The organism is Streptomyces sp. NPDC002018, from assembly GCF_042890865.1.
In the GTDB taxonomy this organism is placed as follows: domain Bacteria; phylum Actinomycetota; class Actinomycetes; order Streptomycetales; family Streptomycetaceae; genus Streptomyces.
The window spans coordinates 393,265-408,758 of the sequence record NZ_JBIASO010000002.1; the positions used below are offsets into that span (position 1 = coordinate 393,265).

Sequence of the window (15,494 nt, forward strand, 5' to 3'; positions counted from 1 at the left end):
CGATCCCCCGCACCCCGGGGCGGGCTCCGGCCGGTACATTGCGTGCCGTGAGCGACAACGAGCTGGGCCTCTTCCTGCGCGCCCGCCGCGAGTCCGTCACCCCCGCCGAGGTCGGGCTCGCGGACGGCAGCCGGCGCCGTACGCCCGGTCTGCGCCGCTCGGAGCTGGCCACGCTCGCAGGGATCAGCGTCGAGTATCTGGCCCGGCTCGAACAGGGCCGGGACCGTCATCCGTCCCCGCAGGTGCTGACCGCGCTCGCGGACGCCCTGCGGCTCACCGACGACGAGCGGTTCGCCCTGCTGCACCGCGTCAAGGCGACCAGCGACACGCTCAAGCTCTGCCCGGGGGCGGGCCGCCCCCCGGCCAGGACCGTACGGCCCACCCTGCGCGCGGTGCTCGACCGGCTGGAGCCCACCCCCGCCGTCCTGCTGAACCGGCTGACCGAGGTGCTCGCCTTCACCAGCGGTTACGAGCAGCTCGTCCGCCCGCTCGGCCTGCTGGACGCGCCGGCGCCGAGTCTCGTCCGGTATCTGTTCCAGGACCCCCGGGCCCGTACCGCGCACCCGGAGTGGTCCCGCGCCGCCGACGAGCAGGTCGGCCGGCTGAAGACCGGCTCCGTACCGGACGATCCCCATCTCGCGGCGATCGTCGAGGAGCTGACCCGGGTCGCGGGCGCCTCGTTCACGGAGCGCTGGGCCGCCGCGCCCCGGATGCCCGCGAGCCTCACCCCGTGGCGGCTGGCGCATCCCGGCGCGGGGGAGCTGCGGCTGCTCGACGAGTGCCTCGAACTGCCGGAGGCCGAGGGCCAGCGGCTGCTGATCCATCTCCCGGCCGACGAGGCGACGGCCACCGCGCTCGACACCCTCACCGGCCGCCGCCCCGGCGCGCTGCGCGCGGTGGCTGGCTGAAGCCGGTGCCGGGCTGAACACGGTGGCGGGCTGAACCCGGTGCCGGGCTGAGCACCGCGTACGGCTGCGCACGGCGGGCGGCACACATCGAGCACGCCCGCACGCCGGACTGCGCCGCCCGGCCCACAACCCCGCCCCGACCCGGTGACGTGTCCCAAAACACCACGCGGGCTCCGTTACGCGGCCGTAAGCTCGCGGACATGCAGGTCATCCAGTCGACGAAGCTCGCCAACGTCTGTTACGAGATCCGGGGCCCCGTCCTCGACGAGGCGATGCGGCTGGAGGCGGCGGGCCAGCGCATCCTCAAGCTCAACACCGGCAACCCGGCCGCCTTCGGCTTCGAGTGCCCGCCCGAGATCCTGGAGGACGTCCTCCGCAATCTCGGGGACGCCCATGGCTACGGCGACGCGAAGGGGCTGCTCTCCGCCCGGCGCGCGGTGATGCAGCACTACCAGACCAAGGGCATCGAGCTGGACGTCGAGGACATCTACCTCGGCAACGGGGTCTCCGAACTGATCCAGATGTCGATGCAGGCGCTGCTCGACGACGGCGACGAGGTGCTCGTACCCGCCCCGGACTATCCGCTGTGGACCGCGGCGGTCTCCCTCGCGGGCGGCACGGCCGTGCACTACCGCTGCGACGAGCAGTCCGACTGGATGCCGGACCTCGCCGACATCGAGCGGAAGATCACCGACCGCACCAAGGCGCTCGTGATCATCAACCCGAACAATCCCACGGGCGCCGTATACGGCGAGGAGATGCTCACGGCGCTCACGGAGATCGCCCGCCGCCACCATCTCGTCGTCTGCTCCGACGAGATCTACGACCGGATCCTGTACGACGGCGCCACACACACCCCGACCGGCGCCATCGCGCCCGATCTGCTCACGCTCACCTTCAACGGGCTCTCCAAGAACTACCGGGTGGCCGGGTTCCGCTCCGGCTGGCTGGCGGTCTGCGGCCCCAAGGCGCACGCGGCCTCGTACATCGAGGGCCTGACGATCCTGGCCAATATGCGGCTGTGCGCCAATATGCCGTCGCAGCACGCGGTGGCCACGGCGCTGGGCGGCCGGCAGTCGATCCAGGATCTGGTGCTGCCGGGCGGCCGGATCCTGGAGCAGCGGAACACCGCGTACGAGCTGCTCACCCGGATCCCGGGCGTGACCTGCGTCAAGCCCAAGGGCGCGCTGTATCTCTTCCCCCGGCTCGACCCGAAGGTCTACAAGATCAAGGACGACCGGCAGATGGTGCTCGACCTGCTGCGGGCCGAGAAGATCATGGTCGTGCACGGTACGGGCTTCAACTGGCCGGAGCCGGACCACTTCCGGATCGTGACCCTGCCCGCCGTCCAGGATCTGGCGGACGCGGTGACCCGGATCGGGAACTTCCTGGACGGCTACGCACAGCCGTAGCCACCCGGGAGACGGCCCCGGACCCGCGACCCTGCCGTCCGTGCCCCTCGGCCCCCCGGCCCTGCGGACCCGCCCTCCGGACCCACCCTCCGGACTCCACTCAACTTTAGACTGAATCCAAGGTAGGATGGTCTCCTGACGATGCCAGGAGGCCATCCTCATGTACGAGCCGATCCGCGCCAAGTCGGTCCACACGATGGCCGATGACGCAGATTTCCCCCACCGCACCCGCGAGGAAGAGCTGAACATCCAGCTCGCCGGACATCTCTCCGCACTGCTCGCCGTCACCGACGAACTGGGTCTCGACGGTCCCGCCGAGAGCATCGCCCGGCAGATCGCCCGGCTGCGCGGCACCCCGCCGGCCCGCCACGCGGCGCTCACCGACGCCGACCCGGTCGCGCTCCACCGCCGCGCCCTGGCCCTCGCGGGCCGCGCGCTGGTCGTCGCCGCCTCGCGCGCCGACACCGCCGCGGCGATCCTCTCCGCCGAGCGCATGGACGCGCACACCGCCGCGCTGGACACGCTGCCGGCCCCGCAGGGCCAGCGGCTGGTCGGCGCCCACTGACGGCCCCGGTCCCGCGGGCCGCGGAGGCGCGCGGACCGGGTGCCACCGCCCCGCGCCGCTCAGAGGGCCTCGCGGCCGAGATAGCCCGCCAGCCGGTCGAGAGGGCTGGCGTCCCCGGTCACCCGCCGGGGCGGGGCGAAGGAGCCGCCTGCCGTGCGCGGCAGATCGCCGTAGATCTCCCGTACGACCGGAAGAGCCGGCGCGGCCAGATCCTGTACGCCGTCGAAGGGCCGTCCGCGAGGCACCGCGGAACGCCTCGACGTGGTCCGCGCCGAGATGGTCGGCGCCGAAGTCGCAGCGGACCCTCGGGTCTCCCACGGCGGGAGAGTCAAGCGGTGCGGAGCCCGGGTGCGCGGGCGCCGTGACCGGCGTGACCGCTGTGAACCCTTCGCTCCGGTTCCTTACCGGGATGGGCACTTCACCCCGCGTACACCCAACTCCCCCCGGAACGTGGGTATCCGCGAGCACGCTTCCCATGTGAGACGCATCGTGGGAATCATCCTGGCGGTGCTGCTGATCGGCGGAGTGGCAGCAGCCGTCGTGGCAGGCCGGGAGAGTCAGGGAGCAGGCACGGCAACGAAGACCGTGCGCGGGGTCATCGGTTCGGAGAAGGCGGAGTTCTTCGCCGACCCCGATGTGGTCAGGGCCCTCGACGAACACGGTTACACCGTGCGGACGGAGACCTCCGGCTCCTGGGCCATGGAGGAACTCTCCCTGGACGGGGCGGACTTCGCCTTTCCGTCCTCCAAGGCGCCGGCCGACGAGCTGGCCGCCAAGCACCGGGTGCGGGGCACCCCGCCGCGGCCCTTCTACTCCCCGCTGGTGGTGGTCGCCCATCGCTCCGCCGCCCAGGTCCTGGCCGGCAACGGGCTGGCCACCCTGGACGGCGCGTCGCGCGGCACCCTGCGGATGGGCCCGTATCTGGAGGCCGCGCGCGAGCAGCGGACCTGGCAGCGGCTCAGGGGCGCCGCCGCCCACGCCGAGCTGACCGGCACGGTCTTCATCACCAGCACCGACCCCATGACCTCCAGTTCGGGCGCGCTCTATCTCGCCGCCGCGTCCTATGTCGCCGACGGCGGGAAGGTCGTCGGCGACAAGGCGGCCGTCGCCCGTACGGCACCGCTGCTCAAGCAGCTCACCGTGGTCCAGGGCGCCCAGCAGAGCAGTTCCGACGCCCCGTTCCGCGACTTCATCAGCGGCGTCGGCAATCCGCTCGTGCTGGTCTACGAATCGCAGGTGGCCTCGGTGCTGCTCCAGAAGCAGGACGTCGGGGACCTGGTGGTGCTCTACCCGGACACCACCGTCAACAGCGACCACACCCTCGTCCCGCTCACCGAGAACGGCCGGGCGCTCGGCGCCCTGCTCACGACGGACCCGCGGCTGCGGGAGCTGGCGGTACGGCACGGCTTCCGGCCGCAGGGAGCCGCGGCGGAGTTCACCACCGCCACCGCCCCCTACCGGGCCTTCCTCAATCAGCGGCTGACCGGGGTGCGCCAGGCGCCCGTGCCCACCACCGAGTGGCTGCACGCGATGGCGCGGCAGGCCCGGTCGTAGCCGTACCGGCTCCTCGCGCTTCGCTCTTCCACGTCCCAGGGGGAACCAGATGTCCACAGAACAGAGTCCCGGGAGCGGTCCCGGGCCCGCCGGCCCGGCCGAGTTGATCCTCACCCCGCCGGAACCCGTCGCCCCGGTCCGCTCCGAACAGGCCGCCGGACTGGTGCCGGTCGACGACTCCGTACGCGAGGAGATGACCCGGCGCGCCACGGACTACGTCGGGTCGCTCGCCGCGCTCGACGCCCGCTCGCCCGAGTTCACCGCCCGGATCGGCGAGATCGCCGGTCTCGGCTCGGGTGAGATCCGTACCGCGGCCCAGCAGTCCAACCGGATGCTCGACCGTACGGTCCGCTCCCTGGCGTCCGGTGGCGAGGACGCGCAGGCCCGGGTGTCGTCCTCACTGGTCGAACTGCGCCGTACGGTCGAGGACCTCGACCCGCGCGACACCCCGGGCAAGGGGGCCCGCCGGTTTCTCTCCCGGCTGCCCGGCGGCAACAGACTGCGCGATCACGCCGCCCAGTACGCCTCCTCCCAGGGCACCCTGAACAGGATCGTGAGCTCGCTCCGGGGCGGCCAGGACGAACTGCGCCGCGACAACGCCGCGTTGCACACCGAGCGCACACGTCTGTGGGAGACCATGGGCAAGCTCCAGGAGTACGCGGTGCTCACCTCGGCGCTCGACACGGCGGTCGAGGAGCGCATCGGCACGGTCGAGGCGGCCGATCCGGCGCAGGCGGACGCGCTCCGCGCCGATGTCCTCTTTCCCGTCCGGCAGAAGCACCAGGACCTGCTGACCCAGCTCGCGGTGTGCGCGCAGGGATATCTGGCGATGGACGTCGTACGGCGCAACAACGAGGAGCTGATCAAGGGCGTCGACCGCGCCGCCACCACCACGGTCTCGGCGCTGCGGATCGCGGTGATGCTGTCCTCGGCCCTGGAGAACCAGCGCAGGGTGACCGAGCAGGTGAACGTGCTGCGCTCGACCACGGAGGACCTGATCCGCGGCAACGCGGAGATGCTGGCCACCCAGAGCGGTGAGATCCAGCGCGTCGCGGCCGACCCGGCGGTGGGGGCGGAGACCCTGCGCTCCGCGTTCCAGCAGATCTACCGGACGCTGGACGCGATCGACACGTACAAGATCCAGGCGACGGAGTCGATGGCGTCCACGGTGGAGTCGCTGACGGCCGAACTCCAGCTCGCGAGCACCCATCTGGAGCGGACCCGTTCTGCGGGCGCGCTGGAAGGGGGCCTCCGGTGAGACGCGCGCTGACCGCCGTACTGGTCACGGCCCTGCTGACCGCCGCCACGGCATGCACGGGCGGCGGGGGCTCGGGCGGGGGCGGCACGCCGGACGGACCGGAACCCGGCCCGGACACGGCCCACCGTCCGGGCACCCTCCGGGTGCTCGCCTCCAGCGAACTCGCCGATATGCGGGGCGTACTGGACCTGGCCGAGCGGAGGACGGGGGTGCGGGTACGCCCCACCTGGACCGGCACGCTGGACGCCGCCGAGCTGATCGCGTCGGGCGAGGCGGACGGCAGGTACGACGCGGTCTGGCTGTCGTCCAACGACTATCTGCGGCTGGACCCGGGGGCCGCGCGGCGCCTGACCAACGAGACACCGGTGATGTCCTCGCCCGTCGCGCTCGGAGTGCGGACGCAGACCGTACGGCGGCTCGGCTGGCGGCCCGACCAGGTCACCTGGTCGCAGGTGCACCAGGCGGTCGTGGCCGGGAAGCTGACCTACGGGATGACCGACCCGGTGCGCTCCAACTCCGGCTTCTCCGCGCTGATCTCGGTGGCCTCGGGACTCTCGGGGGCGCAGTCGGCGCTCACGGACGCCGATGTGCGCCGGGCGTCCGCGAAGCTGAAGGAGTTCTTCACCGGGCAGAAGCTGACCTCCGGTTCGTCCGGGTGGCTGGCGACGGCGTACACCCGGCGCGGCAGCGTCGACGCGCTCGTCAACTACGAGTCGGTACTGCTCTCCATGAACCGGGACAGCCGCACCGGGCTCACCGTGATCCGTCCCAGGGACGGGGTGGTGACCGCCGACTACCCCTTCACCCTGCTGACGTCGGCGCCCCGGGAGGCCCGGGAGGCGGGCCAGGCCCTCACCGCGTATCTGCGCGGCCCAGAGGCCCAGAAGGCGCTGACCGAGCAGACGTTCCGGCGGCCCGTCGTGCCGTCCGTGCCGCCCGCGGCGGGGCTGGCCGGCGACAAGCGCCGTGAACTGCCCTTCCCCGGCACGCGTTCGGTCGCCGACGGGCTGCTCGACTCGTACGAGAACCAGCTCCGCCGTCCCTCCCGCACCGTGTATGTGCTGGACACCTCGGGCTCGATGGAGGGCGAGCGGCTCGCCCGGCTGAAGGACGCGCTGGCCGGGCTCACCGGTACGGACGACTCCGCGACCGGGGAGCGCTTCCGTGACCGGGAGGAGGTGACGCTGATGCCGTTCGGCTCCGAGGTGAAACAGGTCCGCAGCCATACGGTGGATCCGGGGAACCGGGCCGCCGCGCTGGACGCGATCCGCGCGGACGCCAGGGCGCTGTCGGCCTCCGGCGACACGGCCGTCTACAGCAGTCTGCGGGAGGCGTACTCCCATCTGGGCGACGGCGACACCGACACCTTCACCTCCGTCGTGCTGATGACGGACGGCGAGAACACGACCGGCGCGAGCGCCGGCGACTTCGACGGCTTCTACGCGGAGCTGCCCCCGTCCCGGCGCACCACCCCCGTCTTCCCCATCCTCTTCGGCGACTCGGACCGCGCCGAGCTGGAGCACATCGCCCGGCTCACGGGCGGCCGGCTGTTCGACGCGACCGGTGGGGACCAGTCGCTCGACGGCGCCTTCGAGGAGATCCGTGGCTACCAGTAGAGCGCTCGGCGGGGTCCTGGCCTATCTGGAGTCGCGCAAGAACCTGGTGGGCGGTGCGGCGGGCGTGGGAGGGCTGGCGCTGACCTTCACCGGCCTGGCGGGGTCCTACTGGCCGGTGGTCGTGGCGGGGCTGTACGGCGCGGGCGCCCTGATCGCCCCGCCGGAACGCCCGGACGCCCCGGCCTTCAGCGATCCGGCGGAGCAACTGGACGAGCTGCGCGCCGACTTCACCAGGCTCCGCGCGTATCTGGCCGAGGTCGACCTGCCGCCCGCCGCGGCCGGCCGCCTCACCGAGCTGACCGAGGTGCTGGACGCGCTCCTCGAACCCGGCTGGGTCGCCGAGGCGCTGGCCATGGACGCGGAGGGCGTGCACGCCCTGTCCCGGGCCGTCCGCCAGGATGTCCCGGAGTCGGTGGACACATTCGTGCGCACCCGCTGGTGGACCCGGCTCCAGCCCGGCACCGAACCCCCGGAGCGCCATCTCGAACGCCAGCTCACGGTCCTGTACGACGAGGCCCGCGCGCTGGCGACGGCGCTGCGGGAGGCCGAGTCCCGGCGCCAGGAGACCCATACCCGCTATCTGGAGGACCGCCGCCGGGCGCCGTAGCCGCGCCCGGGCGCCGCAACCGCCTACGGCCGCTCGGTGCCGCCGCCCTCGCCGCCCCCGTCGCCCCCGGTCTCCGGCGGCGGCAGGGGCGGCAGCGTCGCCGGCATGGTGACGGGGGTCGAGGACGGCCCGGGGCGCTCCCCGTCGCCGTCCCCGTCGCACCCGCTCGCACCGAGCAGCGCGAGCATCACCGCCCCGGCCGCCACGAACCGCGCCGGCCCGGTCACCGGCCTGTACGCCTGCCCGAGCGCGTGCCCGGTCACCTGTCCGGTCACCTGCCTGAGCGACGACCTGCTCATGCGTTCCCCCCCTCGCGTCGGAGACCAGAGTGCCAACCGACGGGCCCGTACGCCACGGGGCGGGGGCGGCGCGCCTCAGCGCAGGCGGTCCACCAGCGCGTGGTACTCGTCCCACAGCTCCTTGGGCGCGTGGTCACCGAAGGTGTTGAGGTGCTCGGGGACGAGCGCCGCCTCCTCGCGCCAGACCTCCTTGTCGACCGAGAGCAGGAAGTCCAGCTCGGACTCGGACAGCGCCAGACCGTCCGTGTCCAGGGCCTCCTTGGTCGGGAGGACACCGATCGGGGTCTCGACGCCGTCGGCCTTTCCTTCGAGGCGCTCCACGATCCACTTGAGCACCCGGCTGTTCTCGCCGAAGCCGGGCCACACGAACTGGCCGTCCTCGTCCTTGCGGAACCAGTTCACGTAGTAGATCTTCGGCAGCTTCGCCCCGTCGCCCCGGGCGGTGGCATCGGCGCCGACCTTGACCCAGTGCCCCATGTAGTCGCCCATGTTGTAGCCGCAGAACGGCAGCATGGCGAAGGGGTCGCGGCGCAGTTCGCCGACCTTGCCCTCGGCGGCCGCCGTCTTCTCGGAGGCGACGTTGGCTCCGAGGAAGACGCCGTGCTGCCAGTCGAAGGACTCGGTGACCAGCGGTACGGCGGAGGCACGGCGACCGCCGAAGAGGATGGCCGAGATCGGGACACCCCGGGGGTCCTCCCACTCGGGCGCGATGATCGGGCACTGCCCGGCCGGCACGGTGAAGCGGGCGTTGGGGTGCGCGGCGGGCGTACCGGACTCCGGTGTCCAGTCGTTGCCCTTCCAGTCGGTGAGGTGCGCGGGCGGCTCCTCCGTCATGCCCTCCCACCAGACGTCTCCGTCGTCGGTGAGCGCGACATTGGTGAAGACCGAGTTGCCCCACATGGTCTTCATCGCGTTGGCGTTGGTGTGCTCGCCCGTGCCCGGCGCGACTCCGAAGAAGCCCGCCTCCGGGTTGATCGCGTAGAGCCGGCCGTCCTCGCCGAAGCGCATCCAGGCGATGTCGTCGCCTATCGTCTCCACGGTCCAGCCGGAGACGGTCGGCTCCAGCATGGCGAGGTTCGTCTTGCCGCACGCCGACGGGAAGGCCGCGGCGACGTACTTCGACTCTCCCCTCGGCGGGGTGAGCTTGAGGATCAGCATGTGCTCGGCGAGCCAGCCCTCGTCACGCGCCATGACGGACGCGATACGCAGCGCGTAGCACTTCTTGCCCAGCAGCGCGTTGCCGCCGTAGCCGGAACCGTACGACCAGATCTCGCGGGACTCGGGGAAGTGCGAGATGTACTTGGTCGTGTTACAGGGCCACGGCACATCGGCCTCGCCCTCCGCCAGCGGCGCGCCCAGCGTGTGCACGGCTTTGACGAAGAAGCCGTCGGAGCCCAGCTCGTCGAGGACGGCCTGTCCCATCCGGGTCATGGTGCGCATGGAGGCCGCGACATACGCGGAGTCGGTGATCTCGACACCGATCGCGGAGAGCGGGGAGCCCAGCGGACCCATGCAGAACGGCACCACGTACATCGTCCTGCCGCGCATCGAGCCGCGGAAGACGCCCTTGTCCCCCGTGAAGATCTCCCGCATCTCGGCGGGCGCCTTCCAGTGGTTGGTCGGCCCCGCGTCCTCCTCCTTCTCGGAGCAGATGAACGTACGGTCCTCGACCCGTGCCACATCGGACGGGTCGGAGGCCGCGTAGTACGAGTTGGGCCGCTTGACCGGGTCGAGTTCGACGAACGTGCCCTTGGCGACGAGCTCCCCGCACAGGCGCTCGTACTCGCTCGCGGACCCGTCGCACCAGACCACGCTGTCCGGCCGCGTGATCGCCGCGATGTCGTCGACCCAGGAGATCAGTTCCTGGTGCTGGGAGGGAACGGTGGGGGGAGCCGCGATATCGCGCGCCACGATTGCTCCTTGATGAGGGTTTTGAGGTTGTTTGCCCCTTGGGGGCCGCGACCCGGACGCTTCGTAGCCGCTCATCCGGTGCCGACCGCACTCATATGATCATCCGCCGCGTGCGCCCATCTGTCCAGAGGAGCGCACACGTGAGCATCGCCACTCACGGGAGATGGCCAGGGGGTGATGTGCGGGGGAACGTAACCTACGCTCCCGTAGGTAGCATGAACTCATGACTCCTGCCTCGCCCGAGCCACTCGCCAACCCCCAGTCACAGGAAGAGGAAGGGGCCACGAGCCGAGGCGGCCCGGAGACCGTTCCCGAGTTGCTGGACGTGGTCAAGCCGAGGCTGCGCGGCTGGCTCCACGCGGGGATGTTCCCCGCCGTACTGGTCGCGGGACTGACACTCGTCGTCACCACCGACTCGGTCCGGGCCCGGATCGCCTGCGGGATCTACGTCCTCACCGCCTGCCTGCTCTTCGGCGTCAGCGCGATATACCACCGCGGCACCTGGGGACCGCTCGGCGAGGCCATCCTGCGCCGGCTCGACCACGCCAATATCTTCCTGATCATCGCGGGCACCTACACCCCGCTGACCATGCTGCTGCTGCCCGAATCGACGGGCCGGACCCTGCTGTGGGCGGTCTGGGCGGCCGCGGCCGCGGGCATAGCCTTCCGGGTGTTCTGGGTCGGGGCGCCGCGCTGGCTCTACACCCCGTGCTATATCGCGATGGGCTGGGCCGCCGTGTTCTATCTGCCCGATTTCCTGCGGACCGGCGGGATCGCCGTCCTCGTGCTCGTGGTGGTCGGCGGACTGCTCTACAGCGCCGGCGGTGTGATCTACGGCCTCAAGCGCCCCAACCCGTCACCGCGCTGGTTCGGCTTCCACGAGGTGTTCCACTCCTTCACGCTGGCCGCGTTCGTCGTGCACTTCGTCGGCATCTCCCTGGTGGCCTACCAGCACTCCTGAGCACTCCGGAGCACTCCGGAGCACTCCTGAGCCCGGCCGCTCCGCGCCGTACCGCCGGGAAGGGAATCCGGCATCACCGCCCCTTCGGGAGTCCGTGCCATATGACATCCACCGTCATGTGCCACGGACACCCGGAGGGGCGGTGTGCTGACATGGGCATGGCGCGGGCGTGGCCTCCGCGCCCGTCAATGCCGGACAATAGGAGTCATGGCCGCCACTTCTCACACCTCTCTCACGCACGCCCGTCGCGCGGAACCGCAGCCTCCGATGGGCCTGCGCGAGCGCAAGAAGCTCAAGACCCGGATCGCGATCCGGCGCGCGACCTACGGGCTGATCGCCGAGCAGGGGTACGAGGCCACGACCATCGAGCAGATCGCGGAAGCGGCCGAGGTCTCCCCCTCGACCGTCTTCCGCTACTTCCCGACCAAGGAGGACATCGTCCTCACCGACGAGTACGACCCGGTCATGGCGTCCGTACTGCGCTCCCGGCCGGCCGGGGAAGCTCCGCTGGAGTCGATCCGGGCCGTCCTGGACGAGACGACCCGGACCGTCCTGGCCTCCGAGTACGACGAGCTGGTCCAGCGCACCAAGCTGATGGTCGAGGTCCCCGCCGTCCGGGCCAGGATGACCGAGACGATGTCGACGACGGCGAAGCTGCTCACGGAGGTGCTGGCGGAGCGTACCGGCAGGGACGCCGACGACATCGAGACGCGGATCTTCGTCGCCGCCGTGCTGGGCGCCCTGCGCGAGATCACCCTCTACTGGGGCGAGCGCGGCGGCAGCCGCGACGATCTGCTCGCCCTGACCCACCGCGCTCTGGACAGCCTCGCCGCCGGTCTGCGGTTGTGAGGGGCCGGTCTGCGGCTGTGACCGCCGGTCTGCGGTTGTGAGGGGCCGGTCTCAGCTCGTCCGCAGCCTGGCGGTGATCGTCTTCGGGCGCTGGTACTCGTGCAGGGCCAGTGTGCTGAGGTCCGTGCCATGGCCCGAGGAGCCACGTCCTCCGTGGGGAAGCTCCGCCGTCTGCACCAGATGGCAGTTGACCCAGGCCTCCCCCGCGTTCAGCCGCCCGGCGATACCGAGTCCCGCCGACAGATCACGCGTCCAGACACTCGCCGCGAGGGCCTGCGGCACCCCGTTCGCCAGGGCGAGCGCGTCCTCGACCGTGTCCGCCGCCTGGACCGTCAGCAGCGGGCCGAAGACCTCCTCCACCACCGCGGGATCGTCGTCCGGCAGCTCGGCGAGCACACACGCGGGCCGCCAGTAGCCGCCCTCCTCGCCCTCCCCCGGGGCCAGTTCGCCGGTCACGGTCACCTTGGCGGCGGAGGCGCCGACGATACGGTCGTAACGCGCCGCCTGGTCGGCGTTGTTGAGCGGGCCGAAGTCACGGCCCGCGCGGCGCTCGCGCATCGCGTCGGAGAGCAGGGCCACGGCCGACTCGTGGTTCTCGCGGAGGGTGATCACCCGCGCGGGGACGGCACAGCTCTGCCCGGCGTTGTACGTGACCGCCGCGGCCAGCTCCGTCCAGGTGTCCTCGGGGGCGTCGGGCAGGACGACGACCGGGCTGTTGCCGCCCAGTTCCAGGCTGACGCGCCGGGTGCCCGCGCGCGCCGCCACCTCGGCCCCTGCGCCCGCGCTCCCGGTGAAGGCCACCATGTCCACCTCGGCCGCCACCAGCAGCCGGCCGGTCTCGCGGTCGCCGGGGAGCGTCTGGACCACCCCCGCGCCGAGCGCCTCGCGGGCGTGCCCGGCGAGCAGGGTGAGCGAGTCGGGGGTGGTCTGCGCGGGCTTGGTCACGACCGTGTTCCCGGCGGCGAGCGCGGGCGCGCACCGCCAGGTGGCCATCATCAGCGGGTAGTTCCAGGGGACGACCACCCCGACGACACCGAGCGGCTCCCAGCGGACCCAGCTCTCATGGCCCGCGACAAAGCTGCCGGCGGCCGGGGCCGCCTGGGTGCGCGCGGCCCAGGCGTAGAAGCGGAAGAGATCCGCCGCCTGCTCCACCTCACCGGCCGCCTCGTGGAGCGGTTTGCCCGTACCGGCGCGCTCCAGGGCGGCGTACTCGGCGGCGTGCTCCTCGATCAGACCGGCGAGGCGGTCGAGCCGCCGTGACCGTTCCCTCGGGGTCAGCGCCCGCCAGCCGCCGAAGGCCCGGCGGCCCGCCGCGACGGCGGCGGTGACCCGCTCCCCCCGGGCGACGGCGGACTCACCGCGTACCCGTCCGGTACGGGGATCGACCAGCGACACGGTGTCCGGAACGGTGTCCGGGGCCACGGCGGCGGTGTCCGTGGCGGTGGCGGTTTCGGCGGGGGTTTCGGTGTCGGTATCGGTGGCGGTGTCGGTGTGGGTATCGGTGGCGGTGTCGGTGTCGGTGCTCAACCGGGCCTCCATCGGCGTATTCAGCGTATGTCGTAGGCGCGCAGCCACAGTTCCAGGGTGAGCACGAGCCACAGCTTGCCGCCCTGCCGGGGCAGCAGCGCGCCCTCCCCGCGCATCCACGCGCGTACGGTGTCCTGCCGGAAGAGCCCGCGGGCGCGTGCCTCCCGGCCCAGCAGCAGATCGCCCGCCAGCTCGCGCAGCGGTCCGCCGAGCCACTGCTGCACCGGGACGCGCATCCCGCTCTTGGGCCGGTCCACCACCGTGCCGGGCAGGAGATCCCGTACGGCCTCCTTCAGCACCCACTTCTCCACCGCGCCGTTGAGCTTCCACCGGGGCGGGGTGGCGAAGGCGTGGTCCACCACCCGCCGGTCGAAGAGCGGGGCGCGGCCCTGGAGCGACTGGGAGGCGGTGAGCCGTTCGACCTTGGTGAGGATGTGATGGGCGCCCTTGGTCCGCAGATTGCAGTGCAGAAGCTGATTGAGCAGATGGTCCATCCGGCCGTCCCTCGCCCCGGGCCGCAGATACGGGGTGACGAAACGTTCCGGACGGGGCGCGGTGGCGAGGGCGTCGAGCGTCTCGGGGGTGAGCAGCTCGGGGAGATCGGTGTAGCACTTGCGGTACGAGCGCAGATAGGCGGTCTCACGGGCGGCCCCCGCGTACCCGCCGGATACGGCGTGTCCGTCGGATCCGGCGTGTCCATCGGATCCGGTGTATCCGTCGGCCCCGCCGGGCAGCCCGGCCGACATGTCGCGGTGCATGTCGCGGTGCATCTCGTGGACCAGCATGGGCAGGTTCTTCGGCCCGCCGAAGACCGGGTCCCCGCCCTCCCCGTTGAGCACGACCCGCAGCCCGTCGCCCGCCACGGCCTCGGCCAGCATCAGATTGGGCACGGTGAGCGGATCGCCCACGGGGCTGTCGAGCAGTGCCGCGGCCTCCGCGAGCCGGGCGGCCACGGCCTCCCCGGACACCGTGAGCACCCGGTGGCGGGTGTGGCAGTGCGCGGCGACCAGGCCCGAGTAGCCGAGTTCGTTGGGGAGTTCGTCGCCGAAGCTGATGGAGTACGTGTGCACGGGGTGGGCGTGCAGCTTGGCGGCGAGGGCGGTCACCAGCGAGCTGTCGACACCGCCGGAGAGCAGCACACCCACGGCCTCCGCCTCCGGCAGCCGCCGCGCGGTGGCCTCCTCCAGCAGTTCACGCAGCCGCAGCGCGTAGCTCGCGGGCCCGGCGCCGTCGTCCTCGATCAGCTCCTGGGGCTCCCAGTAGTGCTCCTCCGTGAGGTTCCCGTCCGCCGCCAGCCGCAGACACCGTCCGGGCAGCACCTCGCGCACTCCGCGCAGCAGGGTCTCCTCGCCGGGGAGATAGGCGAAGGTCAGGAACGAGCGTACGGCGGCCAGTTCGAGGCCCGTGCCGAGCGCGGGCCAGCGGCGCAGGGCCCGGAGCGAGGTGGACGCGGCCCAGCAGTTCCCGGCGCGGGCGTAGAACAGGGTGCGGGCCCCGACATGGTCGCGGATCAGGACCAGCGCGCCGTCCTCGTGCACGGCGAGGGCGAACATGCCCTCCGCCGCGCGAATCCCGGCCGCACCGAGCCGCGCCCAGCAGCGCAGCAGCAGCTCTCCGTCGGCGCAGTCGGGCGGGGCGGGGGCGCCGGCCTCGGCCAGCGCGGTGAGCAGTTCGGGCCGGTTGTGGAGCGTGACCTCACCAACGGCGGTGCGGCCGTACGCGGTGAACGGGCCGGTGGCATGGCCCGGTTCGTCCTCGATCAGCGCCAGCGCGGGGCCGTCGGGGCGCACACGGGCGCCCGTCGCTGCCAGTTGGTCCCGGGCGTGCGCGGGATCCGCCGCCAGGAAGGCGCTGAACCGCGCCATCGTCGTCCTCCTTCTGCCGGTCTTCCGCTGGTCTTCCGCTGGCCTTCTGCTGGTCTTCCGCTCGGTCTCCTGCTGGATCTTCCGCCGGGTCGTCCGCCGGATCTCCCGATGGGTCCGCTGCTCGGTCCCCGCTCGACCACGCGGGACACGGCACGGCACGGC

14 protein-coding genes are annotated in these 15,494 nt (G+C 72.1%); 9 read left to right on the forward strand and 5 right to left on the reverse strand.

Going from position 1 to position 15,494, the window contains the following annotated elements:
* The first annotated feature begins 47 nt into the window (after positions 1 to 47).
* The 3 genes from ACFYYH_RS05240 (at position 48) to ACFYYH_RS05250 (ending at position 2,885) form a co-directional block, all read left to right on the forward strand.
* The gene (locus ACFYYH_RS05240; protein ID WP_388546094.1) at positions 48 to 908 is read left to right on the forward strand and encodes a helix-turn-helix domain-containing protein; all 861 of its coding nucleotides are present in this window, start codon (positions 48 to 50) and stop codon (positions 906 to 908) included.
* Positions 909 to 1,108: 200 nt separating this feature from the next.
* Positions 1,109 to 2,320 carry a pyridoxal phosphate-dependent aminotransferase gene (locus tag ACFYYH_RS05245; protein ID WP_388546097.1) on the forward strand — a complete coding sequence of 404 codons (1,212 nt, stop codon included), beginning with the start codon at positions 1,109 to 1,111 and terminating at the stop codon, positions 2,318 to 2,320.
* Between the two features lie 160 nt (positions 2,321 to 2,480).
* The gene (locus tag ACFYYH_RS05250) at positions 2,481 to 2,885 is read left to right on the forward strand and encodes a hypothetical protein (protein WP_388546099.1); all 405 of its coding nucleotides are present in this window, start codon (positions 2,481 to 2,483) and stop codon (positions 2,883 to 2,885) included.
* A gap of 59 nt (positions 2,886 to 2,944) precedes the next feature.
* Here the strand turns inward: ACFYYH_RS05250 and ACFYYH_RS05255 are convergent, their stop codons facing one another.
* Positions 2,945 to 3,130, reverse strand: a complete 186-nt coding sequence (locus ACFYYH_RS05255; protein WP_388546102.1) for a hypothetical protein — start codon at positions 3,128 to 3,130, stop codon at positions 2,945 to 2,947.
* A 232-nt stretch (positions 3,131 to 3,362) separates the two neighbouring features.
* Between ACFYYH_RS05255 and ACFYYH_RS05260 the strand changes: the two genes are divergently transcribed.
* From ACFYYH_RS05260 to ACFYYH_RS05275, 4 genes are read left to right on the forward strand one after another with little or no spacing between them, the layout of a single operon-like run.
* Complete coding sequence (locus ACFYYH_RS05260) at positions 3,363 to 4,439, forward strand: hypothetical protein (protein WP_388546105.1); 1,077 nt, start codon at positions 3,363 to 3,365, stop codon at positions 4,437 to 4,439.
* A gap of 49 nt (positions 4,440 to 4,488) precedes the next feature.
* Entirely contained in the window at positions 4,489 to 5,697 is a 1,209-nt protein-coding gene (locus ACFYYH_RS05265; RefSeq protein WP_388546108.1) for a toxic anion resistance protein, read from the forward strand.
* Positions 5,694 to 7,313, forward strand: coding sequence for an extracellular solute-binding protein (locus tag ACFYYH_RS05270; protein WP_388546111.1), 1,620 nt, complete (start codon positions 5,694 to 5,696; stop codon positions 7,311 to 7,313). Before ACFYYH_RS05265 ends, ACFYYH_RS05270 begins: the two co-directional genes overlap by 4 nt.
* A complete protein-coding gene (locus tag ACFYYH_RS05275) occupies positions 7,300 to 7,920 on the forward strand; it encodes a hypothetical protein (protein ID WP_388546114.1) in 621 nt (206 codons plus the stop codon). Before ACFYYH_RS05270 ends, ACFYYH_RS05275 begins: the two co-directional genes overlap by 14 nt.
* Positions 7,921 to 7,943: 23 nt before the next feature.
* Here ACFYYH_RS05275 and ACFYYH_RS05280 read toward each other — a convergent pair whose 3' ends face one another.
* Together ACFYYH_RS05280 and ACFYYH_RS05285 are read right to left on the reverse strand one after the other, a co-directional pair.
* On the reverse strand, positions 7,944 to 8,219 hold the full coding sequence (locus ACFYYH_RS05280; protein WP_388546116.1) for a hypothetical protein: 276 nt from the start codon (positions 8,217 to 8,219) through the stop codon (positions 7,944 to 7,946).
* A gap of 75 nt (positions 8,220 to 8,294) precedes the next feature.
* Positions 8,295 to 10,130 carry a phosphoenolpyruvate carboxykinase (GTP) gene (locus ACFYYH_RS05285; RefSeq protein ID WP_388546119.1) on the reverse strand — a complete coding sequence of 612 codons (1,836 nt, stop codon included), beginning with the start codon at positions 10,128 to 10,130 and terminating at the stop codon, positions 8,295 to 8,297.
* A 364-nt stretch (positions 10,131 to 10,494) separates the two neighbouring features.
* On the opposite strand from ACFYYH_RS05285, the gene ACFYYH_RS05290 reads away from it, so the two are divergent.
* Together ACFYYH_RS05290 and ACFYYH_RS05295 are read left to right on the forward strand one after the other, a co-directional pair.
* Entirely contained in the window at positions 10,495 to 11,091 is a 597-nt protein-coding gene (locus ACFYYH_RS05290; RefSeq protein WP_388546354.1) for a hemolysin III family protein, read from the forward strand.
* A gap of 207 nt (positions 11,092 to 11,298) precedes the next feature.
* Entirely contained in the window at positions 11,299 to 11,940 is a 642-nt protein-coding gene (locus ACFYYH_RS05295) for a TetR/AcrR family transcriptional regulator (protein ID WP_388546122.1), read from the forward strand.
* A 51-nt stretch (positions 11,941 to 11,991) separates the two neighbouring features.
* Here the strand turns inward: ACFYYH_RS05295 and ACFYYH_RS05300 are convergent, their stop codons facing one another.
* Together ACFYYH_RS05300 and ACFYYH_RS05305 are read right to left on the reverse strand one after the other, a co-directional pair.
* Entirely contained in the window at positions 11,992 to 13,467 is a 1,476-nt protein-coding gene (locus ACFYYH_RS05300; protein ID WP_388546125.1) for an aldehyde dehydrogenase family protein, read from the reverse strand.
* 20 nt (positions 13,468 to 13,487) lie between these two features.
* Positions 13,488 to 15,332, reverse strand: coding sequence for an asparagine synthetase B family protein (locus tag ACFYYH_RS05305; RefSeq protein WP_388546128.1), 1,845 nt, complete (start codon positions 15,330 to 15,332; stop codon positions 13,488 to 13,490).
* Positions 15,333 to 15,494: the final 162 nt, after the last annotated feature.

Excerpts from the sequence above, each read along its gene's own strand:
- ACFYYH_RS05245 (WP_388546097.1), top strand. The coding sequence starts at position 1,109 with ATGCAGGTCATCCAGTCGACGAAGCTCGCCAACGTCTGTTACGAGATC.
- ACFYYH_RS05250 (WP_388546099.1), top strand. The coding sequence starts at position 2,481 with ATGTACGAGCCGATCCGCGCCAAGTCGGTCCACACGATGGCCGATGAC.
- ACFYYH_RS05265 (WP_388546108.1), top strand. The coding sequence starts at position 4,489 with ATGTCCACAGAACAGAGTCCCGGGAGCGGTCCCGGGCCCGCCGGCCCG.
- ACFYYH_RS05280 (WP_388546116.1), bottom strand. The coding sequence starts at position 8,219 with ATGAGCAGGTCGTCGCTCAGGCAGGTGACCGGACAGGTGACCGGGCAC.
- ACFYYH_RS05290 (WP_388546354.1), top strand. The coding sequence starts at position 10,495 with ATGTTCCCCGCCGTACTGGTCGCGGGACTGACACTCGTCGTCACCACC.
- ACFYYH_RS05295 (WP_388546122.1), top strand. The coding sequence starts at position 11,299 with ATGGCCGCCACTTCTCACACCTCTCTCACGCACGCCCGTCGCGCGGAA.
- ACFYYH_RS05305 (WP_388546128.1), bottom strand. The coding sequence starts at position 15,332 with ATGGCGCGGTTCAGCGCCTTCCTGGCGGCGGATCCCGCGCACGCCCGG.